The sequence below is a fragment of the Thiohalomonas denitrificans genome, assembly GCF_900102855.1.
GTDB lineage: Bacteria > Pseudomonadota > Gammaproteobacteria > Thiohalomonadales > Thiohalomonadaceae > Thiohalomonas > Thiohalomonas denitrificans.
In genome coordinates this window covers 1-21,528 of the sequence record NZ_FMWD01000013.1, presented here as the reverse complement: position 1 = coordinate 21,528, position 21,528 = coordinate 1, and the positions used below count along the sequence as shown (strand labels likewise).

Annotated in this window: 13 protein-coding genes and 2 pseudogenes; 7 read left to right on the top strand and 8 right to left on the bottom strand. The window is 62.8% G+C overall.

Going from position 1 to position 21,528, the window contains the following annotated elements:
- Window positions 1-92 precede the first annotated feature (92 nt).
- The 5 genes from BLP65_RS15130 to BLP65_RS15110 are packed head-to-tail and all read left to right on the top strand — an operon-like array spanning window position 93 to window position 9,411.
- Complete coding sequence (locus BLP65_RS15130; RefSeq protein ID WP_092998903.1) at window positions 93-1,553, top strand: complex I subunit 4 family protein; 1,461 nt, start codon at window positions 93-95, stop codon at window positions 1,551-1,553.
- Entirely contained in the window at window positions 1,550-4,888 is a 3,339-nt protein-coding gene (locus BLP65_RS15125) for a DUF2309 domain-containing protein (RefSeq protein ID WP_092998901.1), read from the top strand. Before BLP65_RS15130 ends, BLP65_RS15125 begins: the two co-directional genes overlap by 4 nt.
- Complete coding sequence (locus BLP65_RS15120; protein ID WP_092998899.1) at window positions 4,885-6,402, top strand: proton-conducting transporter transmembrane domain-containing protein; 1,518 nt, start codon at window positions 4,885-4,887, stop codon at window positions 6,400-6,402. The genes BLP65_RS15125 and BLP65_RS15120 overlap by 4 nt, the downstream gene beginning before the upstream one ends.
- Complete coding sequence (locus BLP65_RS15115) at window positions 6,402-7,910, top strand: complex I subunit 4 family protein (protein WP_175452613.1); 1,509 nt, start codon at window positions 6,402-6,404, stop codon at window positions 7,908-7,910. The genes BLP65_RS15120 and BLP65_RS15115 overlap by 1 nt, the downstream gene beginning before the upstream one ends.
- Before the next feature lie 4 nt (window positions 7,911-7,914).
- The gene (locus BLP65_RS15110) at window positions 7,915-9,411 is read left to right on the top strand and encodes a complex I subunit 4 family protein (protein ID WP_092998977.1); all 1,497 of its coding nucleotides are present in this window, start codon (window positions 7,915-7,917) and stop codon (window positions 9,409-9,411) included.
- 215 nt (window positions 9,412-9,626) lie between these two features.
- On the opposite strand, the gene BLP65_RS15105 is transcribed toward BLP65_RS15110, so the two are convergent.
- The gene (locus BLP65_RS15105) at window positions 9,627-10,691 is read right to left on the bottom strand and encodes a carboxysome shell carbonic anhydrase domain-containg protein (protein ID WP_092998897.1); all 1,065 of its coding nucleotides are present in this window, start codon (window positions 10,689-10,691) and stop codon (window positions 9,627-9,629) included.
- Between the two features lie 42 nt (window positions 10,692-10,733).
- Window positions 10,734-12,473: a SulP family inorganic anion transporter gene (locus BLP65_RS15100; protein WP_245688373.1), complete on the bottom strand. Its 1,740-nt coding sequence runs from the start codon at window positions 12,471-12,473 to the stop codon at window positions 10,734-10,736.
- Between the two features lie 259 nt (window positions 12,474-12,732).
- Between BLP65_RS15100 and BLP65_RS15095 the strand changes: the two genes are divergently transcribed.
- Window positions 12,733-14,718 carry an SLC13 family permease gene (locus BLP65_RS15095; protein ID WP_092998895.1) on the top strand — a complete coding sequence of 662 codons (1,986 nt, stop codon included), beginning with the start codon at window positions 12,733-12,735 and terminating at the stop codon, window positions 14,716-14,718.
- Between the two features lie 4 nt (window positions 14,719-14,722).
- On the opposite strand, the gene BLP65_RS15090 is transcribed toward BLP65_RS15095, so the two are convergent.
- From BLP65_RS15090 to BLP65_RS15080, 3 genes are all read right to left on the bottom strand, one after another.
- On the bottom strand, window positions 14,723-16,567 hold the full coding sequence (locus tag BLP65_RS15090) for a M48 family metallopeptidase (RefSeq protein WP_092998893.1): 1,845 nt from the start codon (window positions 16,565-16,567) through the stop codon (window positions 14,723-14,725).
- Between the two features lie 10 nt (window positions 16,568-16,577).
- Entirely contained in the window at window positions 16,578-17,165 is a 588-nt protein-coding gene (locus BLP65_RS15085; RefSeq protein ID WP_092998891.1) for a LemA family protein, read from the bottom strand.
- A gap of 589 nt (window positions 17,166-17,754) precedes the next feature.
- Window positions 17,755-18,738: an omptin family outer membrane protease gene (locus BLP65_RS15080; RefSeq protein WP_092998889.1), complete on the bottom strand. Its 984-nt coding sequence runs from the start codon at window positions 18,736-18,738 to the stop codon at window positions 17,755-17,757.
- 148 nt (window positions 18,739-18,886) lie between these two features.
- On the opposite strand from BLP65_RS15080, the pseudogene BLP65_RS15075 reads away from it, so the two are divergent.
- Window positions 18,887-19,732 (top strand): annotated as a pseudogene (locus tag BLP65_RS15075) (YifB family Mg chelatase-like AAA ATPase); the annotation flags it as partial.
- Between the two features lie 171 nt (window positions 19,733-19,903).
- Here BLP65_RS15075 and BLP65_RS17025 read toward each other — a convergent pair.
- The 3 genes and pseudogenes from BLP65_RS17025 to BLP65_RS17360 all read right to left on the bottom strand — a co-directional run.
- Entirely contained in the window at window positions 19,904-20,074 is a 171-nt protein-coding gene (locus tag BLP65_RS17025; protein WP_175452612.1) for a hypothetical protein, read from the bottom strand.
- A gap of 82 nt (window positions 20,075-20,156) precedes the next feature.
- A complete protein-coding gene (locus BLP65_RS15070; RefSeq protein ID WP_092998885.1) occupies window positions 20,157-20,366 on the bottom strand; it encodes a hypothetical protein in 210 nt (69 codons plus the stop codon).
- Window positions 20,367-21,428: 1,062 nt separating this feature from the next.
- A pseudogene (locus BLP65_RS17360) lies at window positions 21,429-21,528 on the bottom strand (IS481 family transposase); the annotation flags it as partial.

Sequence of the window (21,528 nt, the reverse complement as noted above, 5' to 3'; positions counted from 1 at the left end):
CACTTTCCGTTAGAATCCGGCGTTTGCCCGCCCCCGATCGGGGCGCCCCGGGCCTCGCCCGCCAGACTACCCCTGTAAACGGCTCCTGATTGATGTCGTGGTTGAGTCTACTTCTGCTGCTGCCCCTGGCCGGCTCGATCGCGATCGCGCTGCTGCCGGGCAATTCCCCGCGCATGATCCGCTGGGTAGGTATAGCCACGGCAGCCATCACCGCGATCTTCGCCTGGGGGCTGCTGTGGGTGTTCGACCCGGGGTTGACCGGTGTGCAGTTGCTGGAGTCCCATCGCTGGAACCCCCGACTGGGCACCAGCTTCAGCCTGGGCGTAGACGGATTCTCCTTCCCGATGGTGCTGTTGGCCACCCTGCTGACGCTGGTCGCAGTGCTGGCTTCCAATACCATCCGCGAACGGGTCAGGGGCTATTACGCCCTGCTGCTACTACTGGAAGCGGCGATGCTCGGGGTGTTTACCGCCCGCGACTGGTCACTCTTCTATGTGTTCTGGGAGATGACCCTCATCCCCCTGTTCTTCCTCATCGACCGCTGGGGCGGCGCCAACCGCCAGGGGGCGGCACTCAATTTCGTGCTCTACACGATGGGCGGCTCTGTCTTCATGCTGGTCTCGCTGCTGGTGCTTTACGATGCCGCGCCGGGCCACACCTTCGATATGGCGGCCATGGCGGAAGGGGCCCGCTCGCTGCCGGCCGAAACGCAGATTCTGCTATTCCTCGGACTGCTGATCGGGTTCGGCGTGAAGATGCCAATCTTTCCGTTACACGGCTGGCTGCCGATCGCTCACGTGGAGGCACCGAGTCCCGTCTCCATCCTGCTCTCGGGCATCCTGCTCAAGATGGGTTCCTATGGCCTGATACGGGCGGTAGAGATGCTCCCGCAGGCCGCCCTTTCACTGCAGGCAGTCCTCGCCGGCCTCGGTTTCATCAGCCTGATCTACGGTGGCGTGCTCGCCTGGCGGCAACGCGACCTCAAGGCGATGATCGCCTACTCCTCGGTCAGCCACATGGGAGTGGTCCTGCTCGGTATCGCTGCACTCAACGTGGCGGGACTGACCGGTGCGGTGATGCAGATGGTGGCCCACGGCCTGGTGGCCGGCGCCCTGTTCCTGCTCATCGGCCTCCTCTATGAGCGCACCCACACCCGCGACATTGCCGACTACAGCTCGCTGGTGCGGATTATGCCGCGCTTCGCCTTTTTCACCGTACTCGCCTTCATCGCCGCCGTAGGGATGCCGGGAACCGCCGGATTCATAGCCGAACTGCACGCCATCATCGGTGGCTTCGAGCGCTGGGGCGCCTGGATGGTCCTGCTCAGTATCGGGGTGCTGATCAGCGCCGCCTATGCCCTGCGCACCGTCGGGCGCCTGTTCACCGGACCGGTGAATGAGCGCATGCAGGGCCTGCCCGATCTCAGCCGGACCGAGCTGACCAGCGCTGGCGCGCTCAGTGCCGGCATGCTGCTCATCGGCATCTTTCCTGCGCCTGCCCTCACTCTGGTGGCCGCCTCGGTGGATCGGCTCAGCGGGGTATTCATACCATGAGCGGGAGCACGGCAAGCCACCGCCAGCCGGGCGATAACCCCACGGCCGACATGCACACCCGGCTGGAGGCGCTGATCGCACACCTGGAGCATGTGCTGCCGGCACAGGCGCCGATTCGCGAGTTCGTTCATCACAACACCCTGCACGGCTTCGCCCATCTACGCTTTCGCGAGGCCCTGTCCGAGGCACGGCAGCTGACCGGCGCCCGGGGCTATCTGCCCAACGAGACCTTCCGTGAACTCTACCGGAGCGGCCGCATCACCCGTGCCGACCTCGAGGCGGTCATCGCCGAGGCGTCGGCCGGGGAAGCGGAGCTGGGTGCCGAGGCCGTGTTGATCGAATGTGCCGCCGGACCGGTACGCCGCCGCGACGTGCTCATTGCCGGTTTGCTCTACCCCTTCCGGCCGGTAACCGCCTGCCAGCTCAACTGGCAGATCGAGGAGCTGAATGCATTCACCACCTGCCAGCCCGACCTGGCGCCTGAAAGTCGCGACCGGCTGCTGGCCGCAGCGCGCGCGCATGGCATCGATGGCGAATCCGCTACGGTAAAGGACCTGTGGGCAGCCTGCCTGGAGACCTTCGGTTTGACCCACGCCAGTATCCATCCGGAGGAACTGGTCGATATCTCCCCGGAACAGGCGGAGGCGATGGCCACCGGACTGGATGAGGAGGAGACCGCGGGAGAGGGGGCCCGGATCGATCGGCTGGTCCGCAAGGAGGCCGCGCGCCGGCTGGAGACCCATTTCGATTCAGTGGGCCGCGAGACCACCCTGCGCGGACTGCTGCTCGCCCTGACCGGCGAGGACCTGATGGAGGAGTTGCTGCCGCCGCTGGTGCGCCAGCTCTCTGCACACCTCGATCAGGGTTTGGCAGGCTGGCACAACCCGAAACAGGGCGAGGGCTTCTATGCCGCCTGGCGCGCCAGTGCCCGTCGCGATTACAGCTGGATCTTCCGGGATCGTCCCGAGTGGCGGCTGCAACTGGAGCGCCTGCCGGAAGACCCCACGAACCTCATCGTCCAGGAGCTACGCCTGCTCGGACTCCCCGAGGCGCGCTGGGAGAGCTATCTGGAGCAGCTTGCACTGGAGCTGCCGGGCTGGTCGGGCATGTTCCTCTGGCGCCACCGGCACCCCGGCTACGAGGGGCATGATGCACCCGTCGAGATGGTGGACTATCTGGCGGTACGACTAGTGATGGAGCGGATGTTCGCACAGCGGCTGTGCCGCCATCACTGGCGCATCGAAGCCAGTCTGCCGATGCTGCGGTGGTACTTCCGCCGCCATCCGGCGGAGCTGTCGGTGCGTCACTTCCTGTTCAATGCCCGGCTGCCGGAGTATCTCACCACCCTCGCCCAGCGCCTGGTGACGGAATCACAGCACGAGACCGTCGAGAACAGTGATGACGCCTGGCGGCGCGCGGCCCACCTGATCTGGATCTGGCGCCAAAGCCCGGCGGCCGACCGCCCGGTAGGCCGGTCCGTATTCCGTTCCGCCTGGCCGCTGTTCCGCCTGGCCCAACATCTTGGGGTGTGCGGAGCCGAGTTGCGCAGTGCCGGAGCAGATGCCGCCGCGATGCTGCTGGACAGCCTCGATTATCTGACCGAAGAGCGTTCCGGATGGCTCTGGCTGACGGCCTATGAGCGCCACTACCGTGAGCAGATCTTCGCCGCCCTGGTTGCCAACCATGACCGCGGGCCGCTGGCCGAGCGCCAACAACTCCCCGAGGCACAGCTGGTGTTCTGTATCGACGACCGCGAGGAGGGAACGCGGCGTCACCTGGAAGAGATCAACCCGGCACTGGAGACACTCGGTGCCGCCGGCTTCTTCGGCGTGCCGATAAACTGGCGCGGCCTCGATGACGTTACCGTATCGCCACTCTGCCCGGTCGTCATTACCCCGACTCACGAAGTGCAGGAACGTCCCGCCGGGAACGCAGACCGGGAGTGGCGGCGGCACAAGGGGCGGCGCGAACAGCGGCTGCGCTGGAAAAATCGGCTGTTTCAGGGCACCCGTCTCGGGGTGCTGCAGCCCGCAATGCTGAGCGCAGCAGCCGGTTTTGCGGCACCACTGGTGCTGATCGGCAAGGTGCTTCTGCCGGCCCGCTTCACGGCCTGGGTGGAGGGCCTGCGGCGGGACTTCGATGGCGTGGTGCCGACCGACCTGACCCTTACCGCCGATGCCGATTCTCCGCCCCCCACTACCGAACGGCCGCGCCTCGGCTTCACCGATGACGAACAGGCGGAACGGGTGGCCGGATTCCTGCGCGCCATCGGTCTGACCGACCGATTTTCACCGCTGGTGGTACTGATGGGCCACGGCTCCCACAGCCAGAACAATCCCCATCGGGCGGCCTACGATTGCGGCGCCTGTTCGGGGCGGCACGGCGGCCCCAACGCACGGGTATTCGCCGCCATGGCCAACCGCCCGACAGTGCGCGAGCGGCTGGCCGCCGGCGGCATCGAAGTCCCGGCGGACACCCACTTCATCGGTGCCGAACACGACACCTGCGATGATCGTATCGAGTGGTATGACGAGGCGCAGCTGCCCCCGGCATTGCAGCCGGCACTGGAAAAACTGCAGGGAGAGCTGACCGAGGCAGGACAGCGACACGCCCGCGAACGCTCACGCCGCTTTGCCTCCGCGCCCGCGAAGCTGTCCGAGCAACGCGCCTGGCGCCATGTGGCCGGACGCGCCGCCGATTTCTCCCAGGCCCGCCCCGAACTGGGCCACGCCACCAATGCCTCCGCGTTTGTGGGCCGCCGCTCGATGAGCCGTGGCGCCTTCTTCGATCGGCGCGCCTTCCTGATTTCCTACGACCCCACCCGGGATCCGGAGGAGAAGATACTGGAGGCGACCCTGCTGTCCGCCGGACCGGTCGGTGCCGGTATCAGCCTGGAGTATTACTTCTCCACGGTGGATAACGAGAACTACGGCTGCGGTACCAAGGTGGTTCACAACGTGACCGGATTGCTCGGCGTCATGGAAGGGGCCGGCTCCGATCTGCGCACCGGCCTGCCGCGCCAGATGATCGAGATCCACGAGGCGATGCGCCTGCTGATTGTGGTCGAGGCCAAGACGGACACCCTGACCCGGATCTACCAGCGCCAGCCGCCGCTCCAGGAGCTGGTCGGCAAGGGCTGGGTGCGGCTCGCCGCCAAAGACCCGGATGCGCCGCTGGTTCACCTGTTCGAACCGGAGCGCGGCTGGGTTGAGTGGCAAGGCCAAGCCGATGGGCTACCGCAGGTGGAGGGCTCCGCCGACTGGTTTGAGGGGCATCATGATGCACTGCCGCCGGCCCTGATCACCCGCGCCTCCCGCGACGAGGTCTCCCGATGAGCTGGGTCGGCCTGATCCCGCTGCTGCCGCTGTTGGCCGCGCTGACCATCGGCATCCGCATGGTCACCGGTTCGGCGAAGGGCGAAACCGGTGAACTGACGACCGCGCGCATCGGGGTGTGGATGAATCTCGGTGCCCTGCTGCTGTTACTGGTGGTGGACGGCATCGCACTGTTCTCCGGTACCCCGCCAGTGGCGACGCTGGGCACCTGGTTCGAGAGCGGTCCACTGCAGGTCTCGATCAGCTTCACGCTGGACGCGCTGAGTCTGCCGGTGGCCACGCTGGTGGCGCTGATCGCCTTCCTCACCCAGCGGTTTTCAGTCAATTACCTGCATCGCGAGGCCGGCTTCCACCGTTTCTTCTTCGGCATGAGCCTGTTTACCGGCGGCATGCTGCTGATCGTGCTCTCCGGCAACGCAGTGCTCGCCTTCACGGGCTGGGAACTGGCGGGTGTCAGCTCCTATCTGCTCATCGGCTATGCCTACGAGCGGCCAATCGCCACCGGCAACGCGCTGCGCGCCTTTGTCACCAACCGGGTCGGCGACGCCGGCTTCCTGCTCGGCATCGTGTTGGCAGTACTCTGGCTCGGCACGGTGGAGTGGGCGGAAATGGGGATACGGGCAGCAGAGTTCGGCACCCTGACCGCGGGCATGCTGGCACTGGGCTTCGTGGTCGCGGCCATGGCCAAGTCGGCCCTGGTACCGTTCTCCCCCTGGGTAGCACGGGCGCTGGAGGGTCCGACCCCCTCCTCAGCGATTTTCTACGGCTCCCTCATGATTCACGCAGGGGTCTATCTGCTGATCCGTCTGCAGCCGATCCTGGAGCAATCCCCGTTGATGATGGGGCTGATTGCGGCCATCGGTCTGCTAACGGCGCTCTATGGCTGGTTCGGCGGGCTGGTGCAGACCGACACCAAGAGCAGCCTGATGTTCGCCACCACCACCCAGGTGGGCCTGATGGTGGTGGCGTGCGGTCTCGGCTGGTTCACGGTCGCCGCCTGGTATCTGGCGCTGCATGCGAGCTGGCGGGCCTATCAATTCCTCGTCTCGCCCTCCTACCTGGAAAAGGTCGGCCACGAAAGCCACGACAAGGCGCCGAGTCGCAGCCGGGGGCTCTACACCGCGGCCATCCAGCGCTTCTGGCTCGAGGCGATTGCCGACTGGCTGCTGATGCGGCCCACGCAATCCCTGGCCAGTGACGTCAACACCTTCGACCAGCGGGTGGTGAACCGTCTGGTCGGTCTGCCGGATACCTCGATCGGACCCATCCGGCTCGACTCCGCTGCTGCCTCGGGGAGAGACGTGGTCCGCGCGCACGGTGCAGCGGGCCAGCTCTTGCAGTGGGCGGCGCGGTGGCTGAACGCCTTCGAGCAGCACCTCGTGTTCCGTGGCGACGGACGCCTGAATCGGGTGCTGAAGCGCCTGGGCGGCTATCTGTTCACGGTGGAGTCACTGCTGGAGCGGCCGGTTTACCTTCTGCTGCTGATTATGGCTACCTTCGCGGTGATCCTCTGATGATGGAAATAGCCTGGAGCCAACACGCGCCCTACCCGCTGCTTGCACTCTTGCAGCTGCTGCCGCTTGCGGGTGCGCTGCTGCTCTGGGTGGCCCGCGAACGGTTGTCGGTCACATGGGTCGCGCGCGGTGTCGCCTTCGCAGAGCTTTTGCTGGCCTGGGACCTGTACCGGCGCATCGAACTGGGCACTGCCGATTTCCAGTTCGCCGAGCGTGTCGATCTGTTCGGCCCCTTCGCCTATCACGCAGCAGCAGACGGCATTACGGTGCTGTTCGTCCTGCTCGCCGCGCTACTGGGATTCCTGCTGACCATCTACGCCACGGTCCGCAGGCTGGCCGATATCCCGCTTCTGCTGACGGTGATCCTGGCTGTGGAGTCGGTGCTGATATCCCTGCTGTGCACCGTCGATCTGCTCTGGTTCACGCTCGCCACGGCGGTGGAGCTGGGGCTGGTAGGCCTTGTGCTGTGGCGCTGGGCTATCTCGCCGGAGAAGGGATTCGCTCTGGTGCGCTTCTTCCAGTTCCAGGGGAGCGGACTGCTGCTGCTGCTCGCCGGTACCCTGACCGCCGGCTGGAGCCATGCCGATGCAACCGGCGTGTGGAGCTTCGCCCTGATCGATCTCTCTGCAGTCCCGGTGACCGGCACCCTCGGCACGGTGGTCTTCTTCCTGCTGTTCTACGGGCTCGCCGTTCGCACCCCACTATTTCCGATGCACGGCTGGCTGCCGACCGTGGCCCACCACGGCAATGTGGCAGTGGCCCCCACCTTCCTGCTCGGGGTCAAGGTGGGCATCTACGGACTGGTACGGTTTGTCTTCCCGATCACCCCGGAGGCGGTCGCCGAATGGCACGGCTATGCAGTGGGGTTCGCAGTCGTAGGGGTGTTCTTCGGCGCCTTCCTGGCTTTCCTGCAGTCCAACCTGCGGAGACTGATCGCCTTTGCCGTGGTCAGCCACACCAGCCTGGTGGCGCTGGGCCTGTTCACCCTGCATCACGCCGCATTCCAGGGCGCCGTACTGCTGGCGATCAACTTCGGTCTGGCGGCCACCGCGATGCTGTTCATGGTCGGCTTCGTCTACCGCCGCACACGCACTACGGCACTGGCGCGCCTCGGCGGACTGTTCGATCGCATTCCGTTCATCGGGCTGGCCTTCTTCATCGCCGGCCTTGCCATCGTCGGCATGCCGGGCACGCCGGGGTTCGATGCCGCCCATCTGGTGTTTGAGGCGGCCATTGAGCGCTTCGGGGCCCTGCTGACGGTGGCCGCCGCCCTCGGCAACGTCCTCGCCGCGGGCTTCCTGTTGTGGGCATTCCAACGCGCCTTCCTGGCGCCAACGACCGAAGACCAGGCCGGCCGGACCATCGAGCCCACCACGCCGATGGAGTTCCTGGTAGCCGCAACGGTGATCATTGTGCTGCTGTTCGCCGGCTTCTATATGGAGCCCTGGCTCGATCTGGTCGATGCCCCGCTGCGGGCGTTGAGCGAGAACTTCACGGGGGCGCACTGAAGTGATGGATTCCTTGCCGCTGCTTAGTCTTCTGGTCCTGTCGCTGCCGGTCGGCGCAGTGCTGATCTGGCTCGTGCCGCGCCCGGAGCAGGCACGCTGGGTGGCGCTGATCACTGCACTGGTGGACCTGGTAATTTCGGCGCTGGTGCTGGGCCGGTTCGATGCCTCCGAGCCCGGCTTTCAACTGGTCGAGCAGGCGAGCTGGATCCCGAGCCTGAACGCCCAATACCTGGTCGGGGTGGATGGGATTTCGGTGCTGTTCCTGCCGCTCACCGTGCTGCTGTTCATCGGTGTGATCGCCGCCTCCTGGACCTCGGTGCGGAACATGCCCCGGCTGTGGTTCAGCCTGCTACTGCTGCAGGAGAGCGCAACCCTGGGGGTGTTCCTCGCGCTCGATACCGTCCTCTTCTTCCTGTTCTGGGAGTTGGCACTGATCCCGCTCTACTTTCTTATCAGTCTCTGGGGAATCGGGCCCAACCGACGCCATGCCGCCACCCAGTACTCACTGGTGATGCTGGCCGGCGGTATTCCGCTACTGTTCGGCTTTATCCTGCTGGCATTCAATCATGCGACGGTCACCGGCATCGAAGTACCGGCGGGACTGGCATTCGATCTTCCGACCCTGCTCGCTACCCCGCTGCCGCCGGGACTGGAGCTGACGGTGTTTCTGCTGCTACTGGTCGGCTTTGCGGTAAAGACGCCGCTGTTTCCGCTACACAGCTGGCTGCCGGTGGTGGCGGCCGAGGGGCCGGCGGGGGTCACTGCGCTGCTGGTAGGACTGAAGCTGGGTGCCTACGGCCTGATCCGTTTCGCCATTCCGCTGGCACCGGAGGCCGCCCGCGAGCTGCACTGGCTGCTGGCGGGCCTGGGCACACTGGGACTGCTGTACGGCGCCCTGGCGGCACTGTCGCAAACCAATCTGCGCCGCATGCTGGCCTACTCGAGTCTGGCCCACGTCGGACTGGTGGTGCTGGGGATCGCCTCGTTCAGCGTGCAGGGCCTGCAGGGAGCGGTGCTGCAACTGCTGAACTTCACGGTGGTGGCGGGCGGCCTGTTCCTGCTCACCGGCATGCTGCACCACCGCACCGGTTCCAGCGACGTGACCAACCTCGGCGGCGTGGCCCGTACGCTGCCGCTGCTGGCCGGCTTTTTCCTGCTGTTCGGCCTCGCCGGTATCGGTATTCCGGGCACCAGCGGCTTCCCTGCGGAGCTGCTGATCCTGTTCTCGGCCTTCGAGACCCACACCGGCGCCGGCCTGGCGGCCCTGTTCGCCATGGTACTGGGCGCCGCCTATCTGCTCTCCAGCTATCGTCGCGCCTTCCTCGGGCCGGTGACCGGCGTGGTGGTGCGGGAGGCGCTCGACCTGCGCCCCCGCGAAGTGTGGCTGGTCGCGGCCTTCGCCCTGGTCATCCTCGGCATCGGCTTTTTCCCCTCTCTGATCCTCAATCTGATCGCCCCCAGCGTCGAGATGTGGGTAGGACAGTCGCCAACCTTGAAATAATCGGTGATTTTCCCGAAGGGCCAGGCTCCGGGGACCTGATATCCGCCCGAAGACCCGTAGGATGGGGTGAGCCTGCGAACCCCATCATTGAGCCGGATACGGTCGTTGTTCGATGGGGTTCGCGGGGCTCACCCCATCCTACGGGAACGGAGACTCATCGCGGGCAGGAGGCGTGCCCTCGCGGCAATTTTCGTTACAAAGGCCGCGCCGGGGGGCTAATCCGCGTCGGCGTCCTCCAGCCGTTCCAGTGTGCGGGAGGGCCAGTTGAGGACCGCGGTGCGCACGCGCATCTTGCCTGCCAGTTCGGGGAACTCCTCGCGGATCACCTCGGCGGCGAATTGGGACAGGAAACGGGATTTCAGCTGCGCACGGGCCCGGTCCACGCCGATATCCCGGTAGGGGGCCGAAGCGAGCAGCAGGAAGCCGTCGTCCGGGATGCGGCCGGCGCGCATATTACTCTCGATGATGCCTGCTGCCTTGCGGATCGGATCGGCGAGGTCCGGGCTGTAAGGTCCGATGATAAGCGCCAGATTGGGCATGTGCAGGAAGTCGAAGCCGCGCCCGACGCAGATCATCCACTCCCGATGCTCGATATCGAGGGTGCGACCTGCCGTCCGGACCTCGGCAATGCGGTCCATGTTCCCCTCAATCAACGGCAGCAGGTCGCAGCGCATCTGCCCCGGCATCTCCGGAAACAGGGCCTCCAGCCGCTGCAGCAGCGTCCCCCGCTCACTCTCACCCAACTCCGCCACGTTCAGCGTCGCGCCATTGCTGCCGTGCAGGACCAGCGCGTCATCGTCGGTCTCAAAGCCGCAGACGATCGGGTAGACCGTGCCGTGATCGCTGCCGAAGGTCGCTTCCACCTGGCGCTTGATCTCCAGGGTGTGGGCCATCGCCGCGTCGGTATCAAAGCCGAATCCGGCGCAGCCGCGGCTCTCGCTGCCCCGTGAGAAGTGGTAGGTGATAAGCACCAGCACCCTCCGGCCGACCGCGACCTTCTCCTGCACATGATCGGCAAGTACTTCGCCGAGATAGGGCCAGCCCAGATTGAACATGCCGCCGAGGTTGCGGAACGGCTGGATGATACCCGGCGGTGTATTGGTGGCAACCGGAATGTTGATCCTCCCATCCATACACTTGAGCACCATAATGGCGGTCGGGTGATTAGCCAGGTAGCGCTCGCGGGCCAGGTACGCCTCGGGAGAGACGAATTGGGCCGAATGACGCTGGGCCAGTGCAAACAGCCACTCTATGCGCTCGTCAATCGATTGATCGTGCATACCCACTGCGGCTACCTCTGGCAAGGTCATCACCCGACACTCTCAGACGGGAGCATCTGCGGTCTGGGGTTTCAACGGACAGAAAGTGCCATCCGCATCATCCACCTTCAGCCATTCGTAAATGGCATTGAGCGCCATGGTCTCGGTGGCGTAGATGCAGTCGCGGCCGATGGCCTCGAACAGGCTGGTGTGGCGCATCACCTCCAGAACCTGCCGCTTCAATCCGCTGAACACCAGCGTCACGCCGGCATCCTTCAGCCGCTCCACGAGATGGTGAAGGACCTCCTCACCGGAGGCATCGAGCTGGTTGATACCGTCGCCGACAACCAGCACGAACTTGGCCGACGGCTGGCGGGAGACCGCTTCCAGAATCGCATCCTCGAAATAGGAAACGTTGGCGAAGTAGAGCGAGCCGTCGAAACGTACAGCGATAATTCGCGAATCGGTCGGCAGGTCCGGGTGGACCTTAAGGTCGCGCAAGGTGCCATCACCATAGCGGCCCAGGATTGCCACACGCGGGCGCATGGTGCGGTAGAGGTAGAGCAGGATTGCGAGAACCGCTCCGACCATGATGCCCTTGTCCAGATGTGGGGCAAACCCGAGAGTGGCAACAAAGGTGACGACCGAGGCGGTGCCGTCATGCTTGTTGGCCCGCCAAGCGTGCGCAACCGCCTTGAAATTGATGAGCCCGAACACCGCCATCATGATAACCGCGGCCAGCACGGCGCTCGGCAGATGATAGAGCAGCGGCGTAAGGAACAGCAGGGTGATCATCACCACCAGACCGGTAAAGACGGCGGACATACCGGTACGGGCACCCGCATTGAGGTTGACCGCGGAGCGGGAGAAGGAGCCGCTGGTCGGATAGGACTGGGTGAAACTGCCGAAGATGTTGCCCAGCCCCTGGCCAATCAACTCCTGATTGGGGTCGATACGGTCCTTGGTTTTCGCCGCCATCGCCTTGGCGATAGAGATCGCCTCCATGAAGCCGACCAGCGAAATAACCACCGCGCTGCTGATCAGTGCTCCCAGCACGCTCATGTCCAGCACCGGCATGGCGACCGAGGGGAGCCCGGAGGGGATTTCGCCGACAACCGAGCCGCCCATTTCGGCGAACCCCATGAGGAAGCTGGCCACGGTAGTGGCCACTACCGCCACCAGCACGCCGGGAAACTTCGGCACCTTCTTTTTCATGTAGAACATGATGCCGATGGCCGTCAGACCCATGGCCAGGGTCGGCAGATGGCTCTCGGGGATCTGCGCCAGCACCGCCAGGATGTCGTTGGCAAAGCTCTCGCTGCGAGGCTTGTCAACGCCGAAGATCTTGTTCAACTGCGAAAGACCGATGATGAGCGCAGCGGCATTGGTGAACCCGACAATGACCGGATGGGAGAGGAAGTTCACCACCACCCCCAGCCGCAGCAGGCCGAGCGATAGCTGGAACAGCCCCACCAGTAGCGCCAGCAGAATAGCGAGAGCAACGAACTGCTCGCTGCCAAGGGCGGCAAACGGCATCAGCGCAGACGCAGTCAGCAGTGAAACCACCGCCACCGGTCCGGTGGCCAGCTGATTGGAAGAACCCCACAGAGCCGCAATGATGCCGGGCAAGAATGCCGCGTAGAGGCCGTAATAGGCGGGCAGACCGGCGAGCTGAGCGTAGGCCATCGACTGGGGAATCAACACCAGGGCGACGGTAATACCGGCAATCAGATCGGCACGGAGATTTTCGCCCGAGAGGGGCCACCAGCGAAGAAAGGGAAACAGTTTCTGAATCATGGACATGTACTTTTCTGGTTGATGTCGGAGAAAGAAGAGCCCCACCAAAGGTCGTGAGTAGCCCCCCATTATTGCAGATAATGAACGTTTCGGCATGTTTCGTGTCGGGCTGACGGGCCGGAATCGCGCACCCAAGCCCCTGAAATTGGCCTCCACGTTGAACCGGAGGCGCCGACTTCATTAAACTAGACGGATTTTTCGCCTGGCTCGGTCCACCCGCCGTCGAGCGGGCATCCGCGGTCAATCAGGAGATCTTTCCGAAACCATGAAGCCTTCAGTTACTTCGAGCGAGAGCTCCACAGTCAGCGAATCACCGCTACCGGTCGGCAAGCTGGTAGCGGCCGGAATCTTTGCGCTAACGGGGCTGTGGCTGGCCTCCCTGGTGCCTACCGTCGAAATCGCCTGGGTGGTGGCGTTTTTGCTCCTCACCATCTATCTGTTCGCGTTCGAAATCGTCGGCGTGGATGTGACCGCGGCCACCGTGATGGTTTTGCTGGGACTGACCTCTCTGGCCGCGCCGCTGATGGGGCTGGAAAAAGGATTGATTGACACCTCGCAGCTCTTCCAGGGTTTCTCCAGTAACGCCGTGATCTCGATCATCGCCGTGATGATCATCGGGGCGGGACTGGACAAGACCGGGCTGATGAGTCGCGTTGCCGGATTTATCCTGCGGGTCGGCGGCAGCAGCGAGAAACGGGTCATCCCTATCGTCTCCAGTACCGCAGGCGTCATCTCCAGCTTCATGCAGAACGTGGGGGCCGCCGCACTCTTCCTGCCGGTGGTCAGCCGCATCTCCGTCCGCACGGGCCTGCCGATGTCCCGACTGCTGATGCCGATGGGCTTTTGCGCCATCCTTGGCGGCACCCTGACCATGGTTGGCTCCAGCCCGCTGATTCTCCTCAACGATCTCATGCTCACGTCGAACCGGGCGCTCCCACCCGAACATCAGATGGAGACCTGGTCGCTCTTCTCGGTGACCCCGGTGGGTCTGGCGCTGATTGCCACGGGTATCCTCTATTTCATTATTGCCGGCCGCTTCGTACTGCCGGTGACCCGGACCGAGGGGACGAAGGCCACCAACACCATGGACTACTTCCGCGAGACCTACGGTATCGACTACGAGCTGTGGGAGGTGGTGGTACCGACAGAGAGCCCGCTGGTGGGCAAGCTGCTGGATGATGTGGAGAGTCGCTTCGGCATACGCGTCATCGGTGCGCTACACGGCAGTGATGACCTGCGCATCGGCCCCGGCGGGCTCGCCCGGGATGTCGGCATCCAGGCCGGCAGCGTGCTGGGCGTCCTCGCCTCTCCGGAGCACACACGGGGGTTCGTGGAGCACTTCCGGCTCGAGGTTCGCAATGATCTGGAAACCTTCGCCGAGCTGCTCTCTCCAAGCCAGGCCGGCATCGGCGAAGTGGTGATCCCTCCCGGCTCATCACTGCTGGGCAAATCGGCCCGCGATGTCTGGCTGCGAAAAACCTACGGCCTCTCCATGGTCGCCCTGAATCGCGGCGGCGAGGTGTTCCGTGAAGGGGATGGTATCCGGGATATGTCCCTGCAACCGGGGGACATCCTGGTAGTCCACACTGCCTGGGATGCCCTGGCGCGCCTGGAAAAGGATCGCGATTTCGTGGTGGTGACCACGGAGTACCCGCACGAGGAGTCGCGACCGCACAAGGTCGGCTGGGCATTGGGCTTCTTCGGCGTCGCCCTGGGGCTGATCCTGTTCAGCGACCTGATGCTCTCGGTGGCCCTGCTGACCGGCGCCATCGGCATGATTCTATCGAGGGTGCTGAGTATCGAGGAGGCCTATGAGGCCGTCAGCTGGAAGACCGTCTTCCTGCTGGCGAGTCTCATCCCGCTCGGGATGGCGGTGGAGACCAGCGGCACGGCGGCCTGGATAGCCGAACAGTCGCTGACGGTGATGGGCGACATGCCGATCTGGGTGCTCCAGCTGGCCATCGCGGTGCTGGCCACCGGCTTCACCCTGGTGATGTCCAACGTGGGGGCCACCGTACTGCTGGTGCCGCTGGCGGTGAATATCGCGATCGGCGTCGGCGCCAATCCGGCGGTGTTCGCGCTCACCGTGGCAATCGCCACCTCCAACTCGTTCCTCATCCCCACCCATCAGGTGAACGCCTTGATCATGGGGCCGGGCGGCTACCGTGTCCCCGATTTCATGCGCGCCGGCGGCATCATGACGGTGCTGTTCCTCATCGTCATGATGGTGGTGATGAATCTGGTGTACTGACGGTTCAACTCAAAGGGATACCGGGCAGCAGCGGCGGCATCGGGGCATCGAGTCGTTCGACAACCGCGCGCAGCAATTCACCCTCAGTAACGGTGACCCTGCCGTTATAGGTAACGGCAGCGGCGCAGGCCTCGATCAGCTTCCGTTTGAAGCGGGGGGGGCTTTGAACCAGGCGACCGAGTACATCGTGCAGCAGGCCGAGCTTGAGTCCGCCCTCGGGCGGCGAAAAGGGCCCGTCCAGGGGCGCTTGCTCCACGGCCGCCGCGAAGGCGGCGCGGGCCTCGGCCTCATCGTCCGCGCCCGCTTTCGCCAGCGCCCCAAGCAGCAACTCGCAATCGGCTCGGATAATGCGCGGGTCGCGCGAGCGTTTGACCGCGTTCTCCCTGGGTAAGAGACGCCGGCGTAACGCTGCATCCACCACATATTCGAATAGCGACACCCGTTCATCGGCACGGATCAGCGCACTAACCGTGCTGAGAAAGGGCTGGCGCTCCGATTTCGGCAGTTCCGCCAGGGAAGGCAAGGCGAGATCGAGCAGCGGCAGGCGCACACGCGGCCCCGCCTGTGTCAGCCAGGGGCGATGCGCCTCGGCCCGCGCCAGTGCCTCCCCCTCCCTGGCCAGCACCTTCTCCTGCTTTTCCCTGATGGAGGGCTCATCGCTGAGCAGCAGCATGTATACCACTGCTTTGGCATTTTCGGCTCGATGCAGATCGTCGGTGACCGACTCGGGGAGTTCAGCCAACAGCTCGCGCGCATACTCCAGATGAGCGGCATCCAGTGTGCCGATGGAGTTTGCAATCTGTCCGGGATCGACGGCAAGCGTGTTGGCTCCGGCAAACCCCATCCCCGTCCCGCCGGCACCGACGGTTCCTGCACTGCCGGTTGCAGCCGGTGCGAGCCGCGGGTCGATGCGGCGGATACGCTCGTCAATCGGGGGATGGGTAGCCAACAGGCCGAGGAAGAAGTTCAGGCCCTGGCCGAAGAACAGGTGGCTCGCCTCCTCGGCATTGGGGTGCTGGACCAGAGAGTCCTCTACGCCGGCGATCTTGCGCAGCGCGCCGCCGATCCCGTCCGGATTGCGGGTGAACTGCACGGCGGCGGCATCGGCGAGATACTCGCGCTGACGCGAAACCGCCGCCTTGATCAAACGGCCGAAGAAAACCCCCAGGAACCCGACAATCAGCAGCGCAATGCCGAGAACCAGCACGCCACCGGCATTCCTGCCGCGGCTGCGCCCCGCCCCGTAAAGGATGGCCCGCCCGATCAGGCTCAGCAGCAGAATACCGTGCAGCACACCGATCAGACGGATATTGAGCCGCATGTCGCCGTTGAAGATATGGCTGAACTCGTGCGCAATCACGCCCTGGAGCTCGTCGCGATCCAGCCGCTCCAGAGTGCCCCGCGTCACGGCCACCGCTGCCTCGTTGGGCGAACTGCCGGCGGCAAAGGCGTTGATGCCGTGCTCCTGGTCGAGCACGAACACCTGCGGCACCGGCACGCCGGAGGCGATCGCCATCTCGTCCACCACGTTGAGCAGGCGCCGTTCGAGAGCGTCCTGCGTGTCGCGGCTGACGGTACGCCCGCCCAGGGTCTCCGCCACCGTCGCCCCGTCCCCCGCCAATTGCGCCATTTTGTAGAGGCTGCCGCCGCCGATCAGCAGCAGCACTGCCGGCGCCACCATCAGGAGCAGTTCCGGATTCCAGAGCGTCGGGTTGGTTTTGGCGTCGTAGGAGGCGAAGGCGACCACCGCATAGATCGAGCCGATAATCGTCGCCATCGCGAGCAGAAAATAGAAGACCAGCAACGCCGTGTTGCGGCGCGCGCGGTCCTGTGCACTGAAAAAATCCAAACGCCTCTCCTCAGAACTTGACCTTTACCGCCTTTTTGGCCTCAGGCTCCTCGACCTCCCACAGCTCAGCCTCGTCGAAGGCGAAGTTGTTGGCAATGATCATGTCGGGGAAGGACTCACGCTTGTTGTTGTAGGTCATCACCGAGTCATTGTAGGCCTGCCGGGAAAAGGCGATACGATTCTCGGTACTGGCCAGCTCCTCCTGGAGCTGCGCCATGTTCTGGTTGGCTTTCAAATCCGGATAAGCCTCGGCCAGAGCAAAAAACTGCCCCAGCGCGCCGCCGAGGGCCGCCTCTGCGCCTGCCAGCTCGCGGATGGCGCCAGCATCGGTGGGGGCGGCCTCGGCCTTGCCGGCCGCAGTCTGCGCCTGGTTGCGCGCGGCAATCACCGCCTCCAGCGTCTCCCGCTCGTGGGCCATGTAGCCCTTGGCCGTCTCCACCAGGTTGGGGATCAGGTCGTAGCGGCGCTGCAGCTGCACGTCAATCTGGGAGAAGGCATTCTTCACCCGGTTACGCAGGGCGACCAGTCCGTTGTAGATGGCGACGGCCCAGACAATGACCAGGGCGGCAATACCGAGCAGAATCAGGAGTTCGGTCAAAGTGGCGCTTCCTTATAATTTGCATTTAAGAATACCCCCATTATCACGGCTTTCCCGCACCGATCAACCGACGGTCATCAGGGGAATCCATGCCTCGAAGCGAGCCCCACCTGCTGCACAGGCCCTAATGGTAACCACGGGGTAAACAAATTTTTCGGGTTATTTTCTCCCCCGTGCGCCCCGTGTTCCCCGTGGTTCAAACCCCACGCTGTCATTGCGAGGAGCCTAAGCGACGCGGCAATCTGGTACTCGGCACTTCGAGATTGCTTCGTCGCTGGGGCTCCTCCTGAAGAACTTGCCCTCTTCTCCTGTCATTACGAGGAGCCCCAGCGACGAAGTAATCTGGTACTTGGCACTTCGAGATAGCTTCGTCGCTGAGGCTCCTCGCTATGACAGTTAAACATTCTTTATGGATTCGGGGCCGCGCAGCGGCGTGTATGGCTCGCAATGACAAGTTGCGTCGTTGATTCGAGGCCGTAACGGCGGACGGTGCTCGTAATGACAGCAGGGGCTAGTTCATCAAGAGCACTTTCCTATCATCAACCTTTATGCGCTGTCCGGGCATCTCCCCCTGCATTCGGTATCCGGGTTAGAACCGGTAGCCCAGATCCAGCGACACCATGCTGGAGCGATGGTCCAGTCCCGCCGCATCCCCCGAGTAGAAGGTCTTGCTCCCGTCAGTCAGGTCGGTAATCAGCGTAGTCGCCTTGATTTCGTCGTATTCCGTGGCGCTGTAACTGATCCCGACATCAAACCGCTCACTCAGGGAGAAATCCAGTGAAAAATCGAATGCCATCCAGCGCCCGCGATCGCCCTCCCCCTCGAAACGCAAGTCCCGCAAATGGTGGACATCAACATCTTCACCTTTCACCCAGTCACTGAAGCGCAGGCTGGCATCCAGGGTGATGTTGGTCATCCCCGACATCCCTCTCGAGCGTATGCCAAGTCCCACGTAGGGTGTTTGATAGGTCTGCTCATAGGAGATGACCGGAACATTCGGAAAGGCGACGTTGGTGTCACGGAAGTTGGTGTCCGAATAGATCGCCTCACCGCCCTTTGCCTGCCAGTCCAGATGGTCCCACCGATACCCTAAAACGGCGTAGAGGTCGGTGTTCTCCCACTGGAAGCGATCGATGACAAAGTCACCACTGATATCGAACCTGCTGACATCCCGTACCTCGGTATTGTCGTGGTGAGACCAATCACTCCAGTCCAGGCCCACATAGAGCCAATCGTAATCATCCATCGAACTGTCACCATCACCGGCATTAGTCCAGTAAGCCAGATCAAAGGTGAAACGATCGCTGACCGCATGCGTGAACTCCAGACCCACCATCGGGACGTCGTCGAGGTCCCACTGCAGTTCGCTAATCTTGTAACCCGCGATGCCGGACGCACTGCCGTCTGCATCATAGACGTACTCCCCCGATTCACCATTGAGCAGCCCGGCACCGAGGGTTAGATGCGTCTTTCCATCGGAACTGGACACAGCCGCTTGTTCAAGAGCGCTGCACGGAGCAGCCAGTACCATCACAAGAGCCCCGCCGATTACCGCCTTGCCAATCCTTTGCATTTCGTCCCCCGCTTACATGAAAACGTGGCCCTATGTTATCAACATTGATTTCCCACGTAGTTACTGTCTTCGTCGCCCCGACGCTCAACAGAAGCCGCAAACTCTGTTAGGCTCCGAGGCACAAAGCCAAGCCAGGGAATCCAAGGCCATGTCGCTCGCTGTCGTCTACAGCCGGGCCGGCGTCGGGATCGACGCCCCGGAAGTCGTTGTGGAAGTCCATCTGGGTGGTGGCTTGCCATCGCTCTCCACCGTGGGACTGCCGGAGGCTGCGGTGAAGGAGAGCAAGGACCGCGTCCGCGGTGCGCTCGCCACCGCCGGTTTCGAATTCCCCGCCCGCCGCATCACCGTCAATCTTGCACCGGCTGATCTGCCCAAGGAGGGCGGCCGCTTCGATCTGCCGATCGCCATCGGCATACTCGCGGCCTCGGGCCAACTCCCGGCCGAGGTACTAAGAACCTATGAATTTGTCGGCGAGCTGGCCCTCTCCGGCGCGCTGCGGCCTATTCGCGGCGCGTTGCCCACGGCCCTTCAGGCACGCCGGGCCGAACGTTCGCTGATTCTTCCCGAGGAAAATGCCAGCGAAGCCGCTCTGGTCAAGGATGCCCGAATTATCGGCGCACCCCATCTGCTGGAGGTCTGTGCCCACCTGCGTGGCCAGAATCCACTGCCGCTAGCGGAGGCCATGATCAGTGAAGTCCCACCGGACCTTCCGGATCTCGCCGACGTGCGGGGACAGCACCAGGCCAAACGTGTGCTGGAGATCGCCGCAGCCGGGGGACACTCGCTGCTCATGACGGGCCCCCCGGGCACCGGCAAAACCATGCTCGCGGAGCGCCTGCCCGGTATTCTTCCACCCATGACGGAAGACGAGGCGGTGGAGAGTGCCGCCCTGGCCTCGATCAGCGACCAGGGCTTCATCCCCGAGCGCTGGGGAATCCGCCCTTTTCGATCGCCGCACCATACCGCATCGGGCGTTGCACTCGTCGGTGGCGGGTGTGAATTACAGAAGATATTGCAAATAAACAAAAGAAGTTGCAGGGATAGCAACGTGCCAGGCACTGCCCGTACCGCAACGTTGCAAGTGGGAGCCGCCTAACTTGGGCGCAAGGGAAGATGGGAAGAAAAAACCCCACTCAAACGGGGTTGTGCTGTTTGGGGGGAGCGGTTACGCGGTTTCAAGTTTAGCTCGGGACTTGCGCTTGAAACCCGGCATAGTCACGACCACTTTCGCACGGCTTCTGACGATTATCTGACTTTTCACCGGCTTGCCGATGGCGGCACGGGTTTTTTCCAGGTTTTCCCTCATCAGCTGCTGTAATTCTTCACGTCGCGTCATTGTCATTCTCTGGCACCTTGTGTTCTGAGCAAGAGCTGAAACGATAAACTCAACCTCTAGGTTATTTTTTTGGGATTACCACTTAGGTAATCTGTCTCTGCTCTACCTCATCATCTTTTTCGACAGCAGAATGGTGGACCCGGTAGACCGGTACAAAAATTCCCTCGTGGACCTCTCTCGCGGCTTTGAAGGCCTTTCGGAGCTGTTCCTCTTGGGAAAGCTCCTCATTCCCCGGCACCACCGACCCACGCGGGAGATACTTTTTGCGGAAGATAAATGTTTTATAGCTCACGGGGGTTCTCCTCGTTCCAATTATCTACTCTTCAGCGGCCTCGTTCCACATCGAGGGCTTAGTGACGACTGCCAGCCAACGGTTCAGCAGAACGGTAACCGGCTTCATCAAAAGCAAAGTCCTCGACTCTCCGCGTCTATATCCCGCAGTCGTCCCACAATCAGACCGACCCGACTTAACTAGCGTTTTCTTTTGAATTACAGCGCAATTCGACCCATAATAAAAAATATGTTTGCACTTACAGACCAAGAACAAGAGACGTTAGACCGATTGTCCGAAAGGATTCAGCGCTGGCGAGTCAACAAAGAGCCTGTCGTTGATTTCGCAGCCCGTGTTGGTGTGTCTGCACCGACATACCTGCGACTCGAGAAAGGAGATCCCCGAGCCACGCTTGGTGTTCTTGTACGTACGCTATGGTTGGCGGGAAAGCTTAAGGATTTGGATGATCTCCTTGCACCTACTGATGCTGAGGCTCTCTTTGAAGAGCCGCTACCGGAGCGCAAACGAGCAGCACGTAGAAATCGTAAAAAGAAACTTTAGGGTCTCCGCTCAATAGGCGGGCACCCCGCGCACAATAAGGGACAGGTACGAATGGGGTTCAAGTCAAAAGAATTGATTGAAGTAGGCTCCGTTGGCGAATGGAGGGCGTTCGGGTGGCGGCTTCCTTCCGAACTAAATAGCGCGTCAGAAAATGCCGCCGTGGTCATCCCGCGTGCGAATGCTATCAAAATGGCGAAACACATACTCGATAATTGGCATGTCTCCCGAGATACCCAAGACCGACTGCTTGAGGAGCCAGGGGAAATAATGATGTGCTACTCCTATCTACACAGCATTTTTCCGATTCAACGCGTGCGGATGCATGGCCACTTCGAAGCAATAGCAGTCCAGTATTTGACGGAAAAACCCCATAGATTTTGCGATTGCCAAGGGAGGCAGTGCGTTGCGTAGCTAGTTGGCTGGCAGAGTATGGAACGGTTTAGTTTAATCCAATTTTCTACAGAACATTCGCGCCCCAGAACAATCCGCCGTCTTTTGTTCTTTGCTACCTCCAACTGACAGCTAGCTGTGTAAACCCATAAGGTTGTTCACGGAAAGTCCCAACCGGCTGACCGGAGGCTTGTAATCCAGACTGGCATGGGGGCGGTGCCAGTTGTATTCA

What these genes read in the sequence shown, in the direction of transcription:
- BLP65_RS15130 (WP_092998903.1), top strand. Translation starts at nt 93, where the DNA reads ATGTCGTGGTTGAGTCTACTTCTGCTGCTGCCCCTGGCCGGCTCGATC.
- BLP65_RS15125 (WP_092998901.1), top strand. Translation starts at nt 1,550, where the DNA reads ATGAGCGGGAGCACGGCAAGCCACCGCCAGCCGGGCGATAACCCCACG.
- BLP65_RS15120 (WP_092998899.1), top strand. Translation starts at nt 4,885, where the DNA reads ATGAGCTGGGTCGGCCTGATCCCGCTGCTGCCGCTGTTGGCCGCGCTG.
- BLP65_RS15115 (WP_175452613.1), top strand. Translation starts at nt 6,402, where the DNA reads ATGATGGAAATAGCCTGGAGCCAACACGCGCCCTACCCGCTGCTTGCA.
- BLP65_RS15110 (WP_092998977.1), top strand. Translation starts at nt 7,915, where the DNA reads ATGGATTCCTTGCCGCTGCTTAGTCTTCTGGTCCTGTCGCTGCCGGTC.
- BLP65_RS15105 (WP_092998897.1), bottom strand. Translation starts at nt 10,691, where the DNA reads ATGCACGATCAATCGATTGACGAGCGCATAGAGTGGCTGTTTGCACTG.
- BLP65_RS15100 (WP_245688373.1), bottom strand. Translation starts at nt 12,473, where the DNA reads ATGTCCATGATTCAGAAACTGTTTCCCTTTCTTCGCTGGTGGCCCCTC.
- BLP65_RS15095 (WP_092998895.1), top strand. Translation starts at nt 12,733, where the DNA reads ATGAAGCCTTCAGTTACTTCGAGCGAGAGCTCCACAGTCAGCGAATCA.
- BLP65_RS15080 (WP_092998889.1), bottom strand. Translation starts at nt 18,738, where the DNA reads ATGCAAAGGATTGGCAAGGCGGTAATCGGCGGGGCTCTTGTGATGGTA.
- BLP65_RS17025 (WP_175452612.1), bottom strand. Translation starts at nt 20,074, where the DNA reads ATGACGCGACGTGAAGAATTACAGCAGCTGATGAGGGAAAACCTGGAA.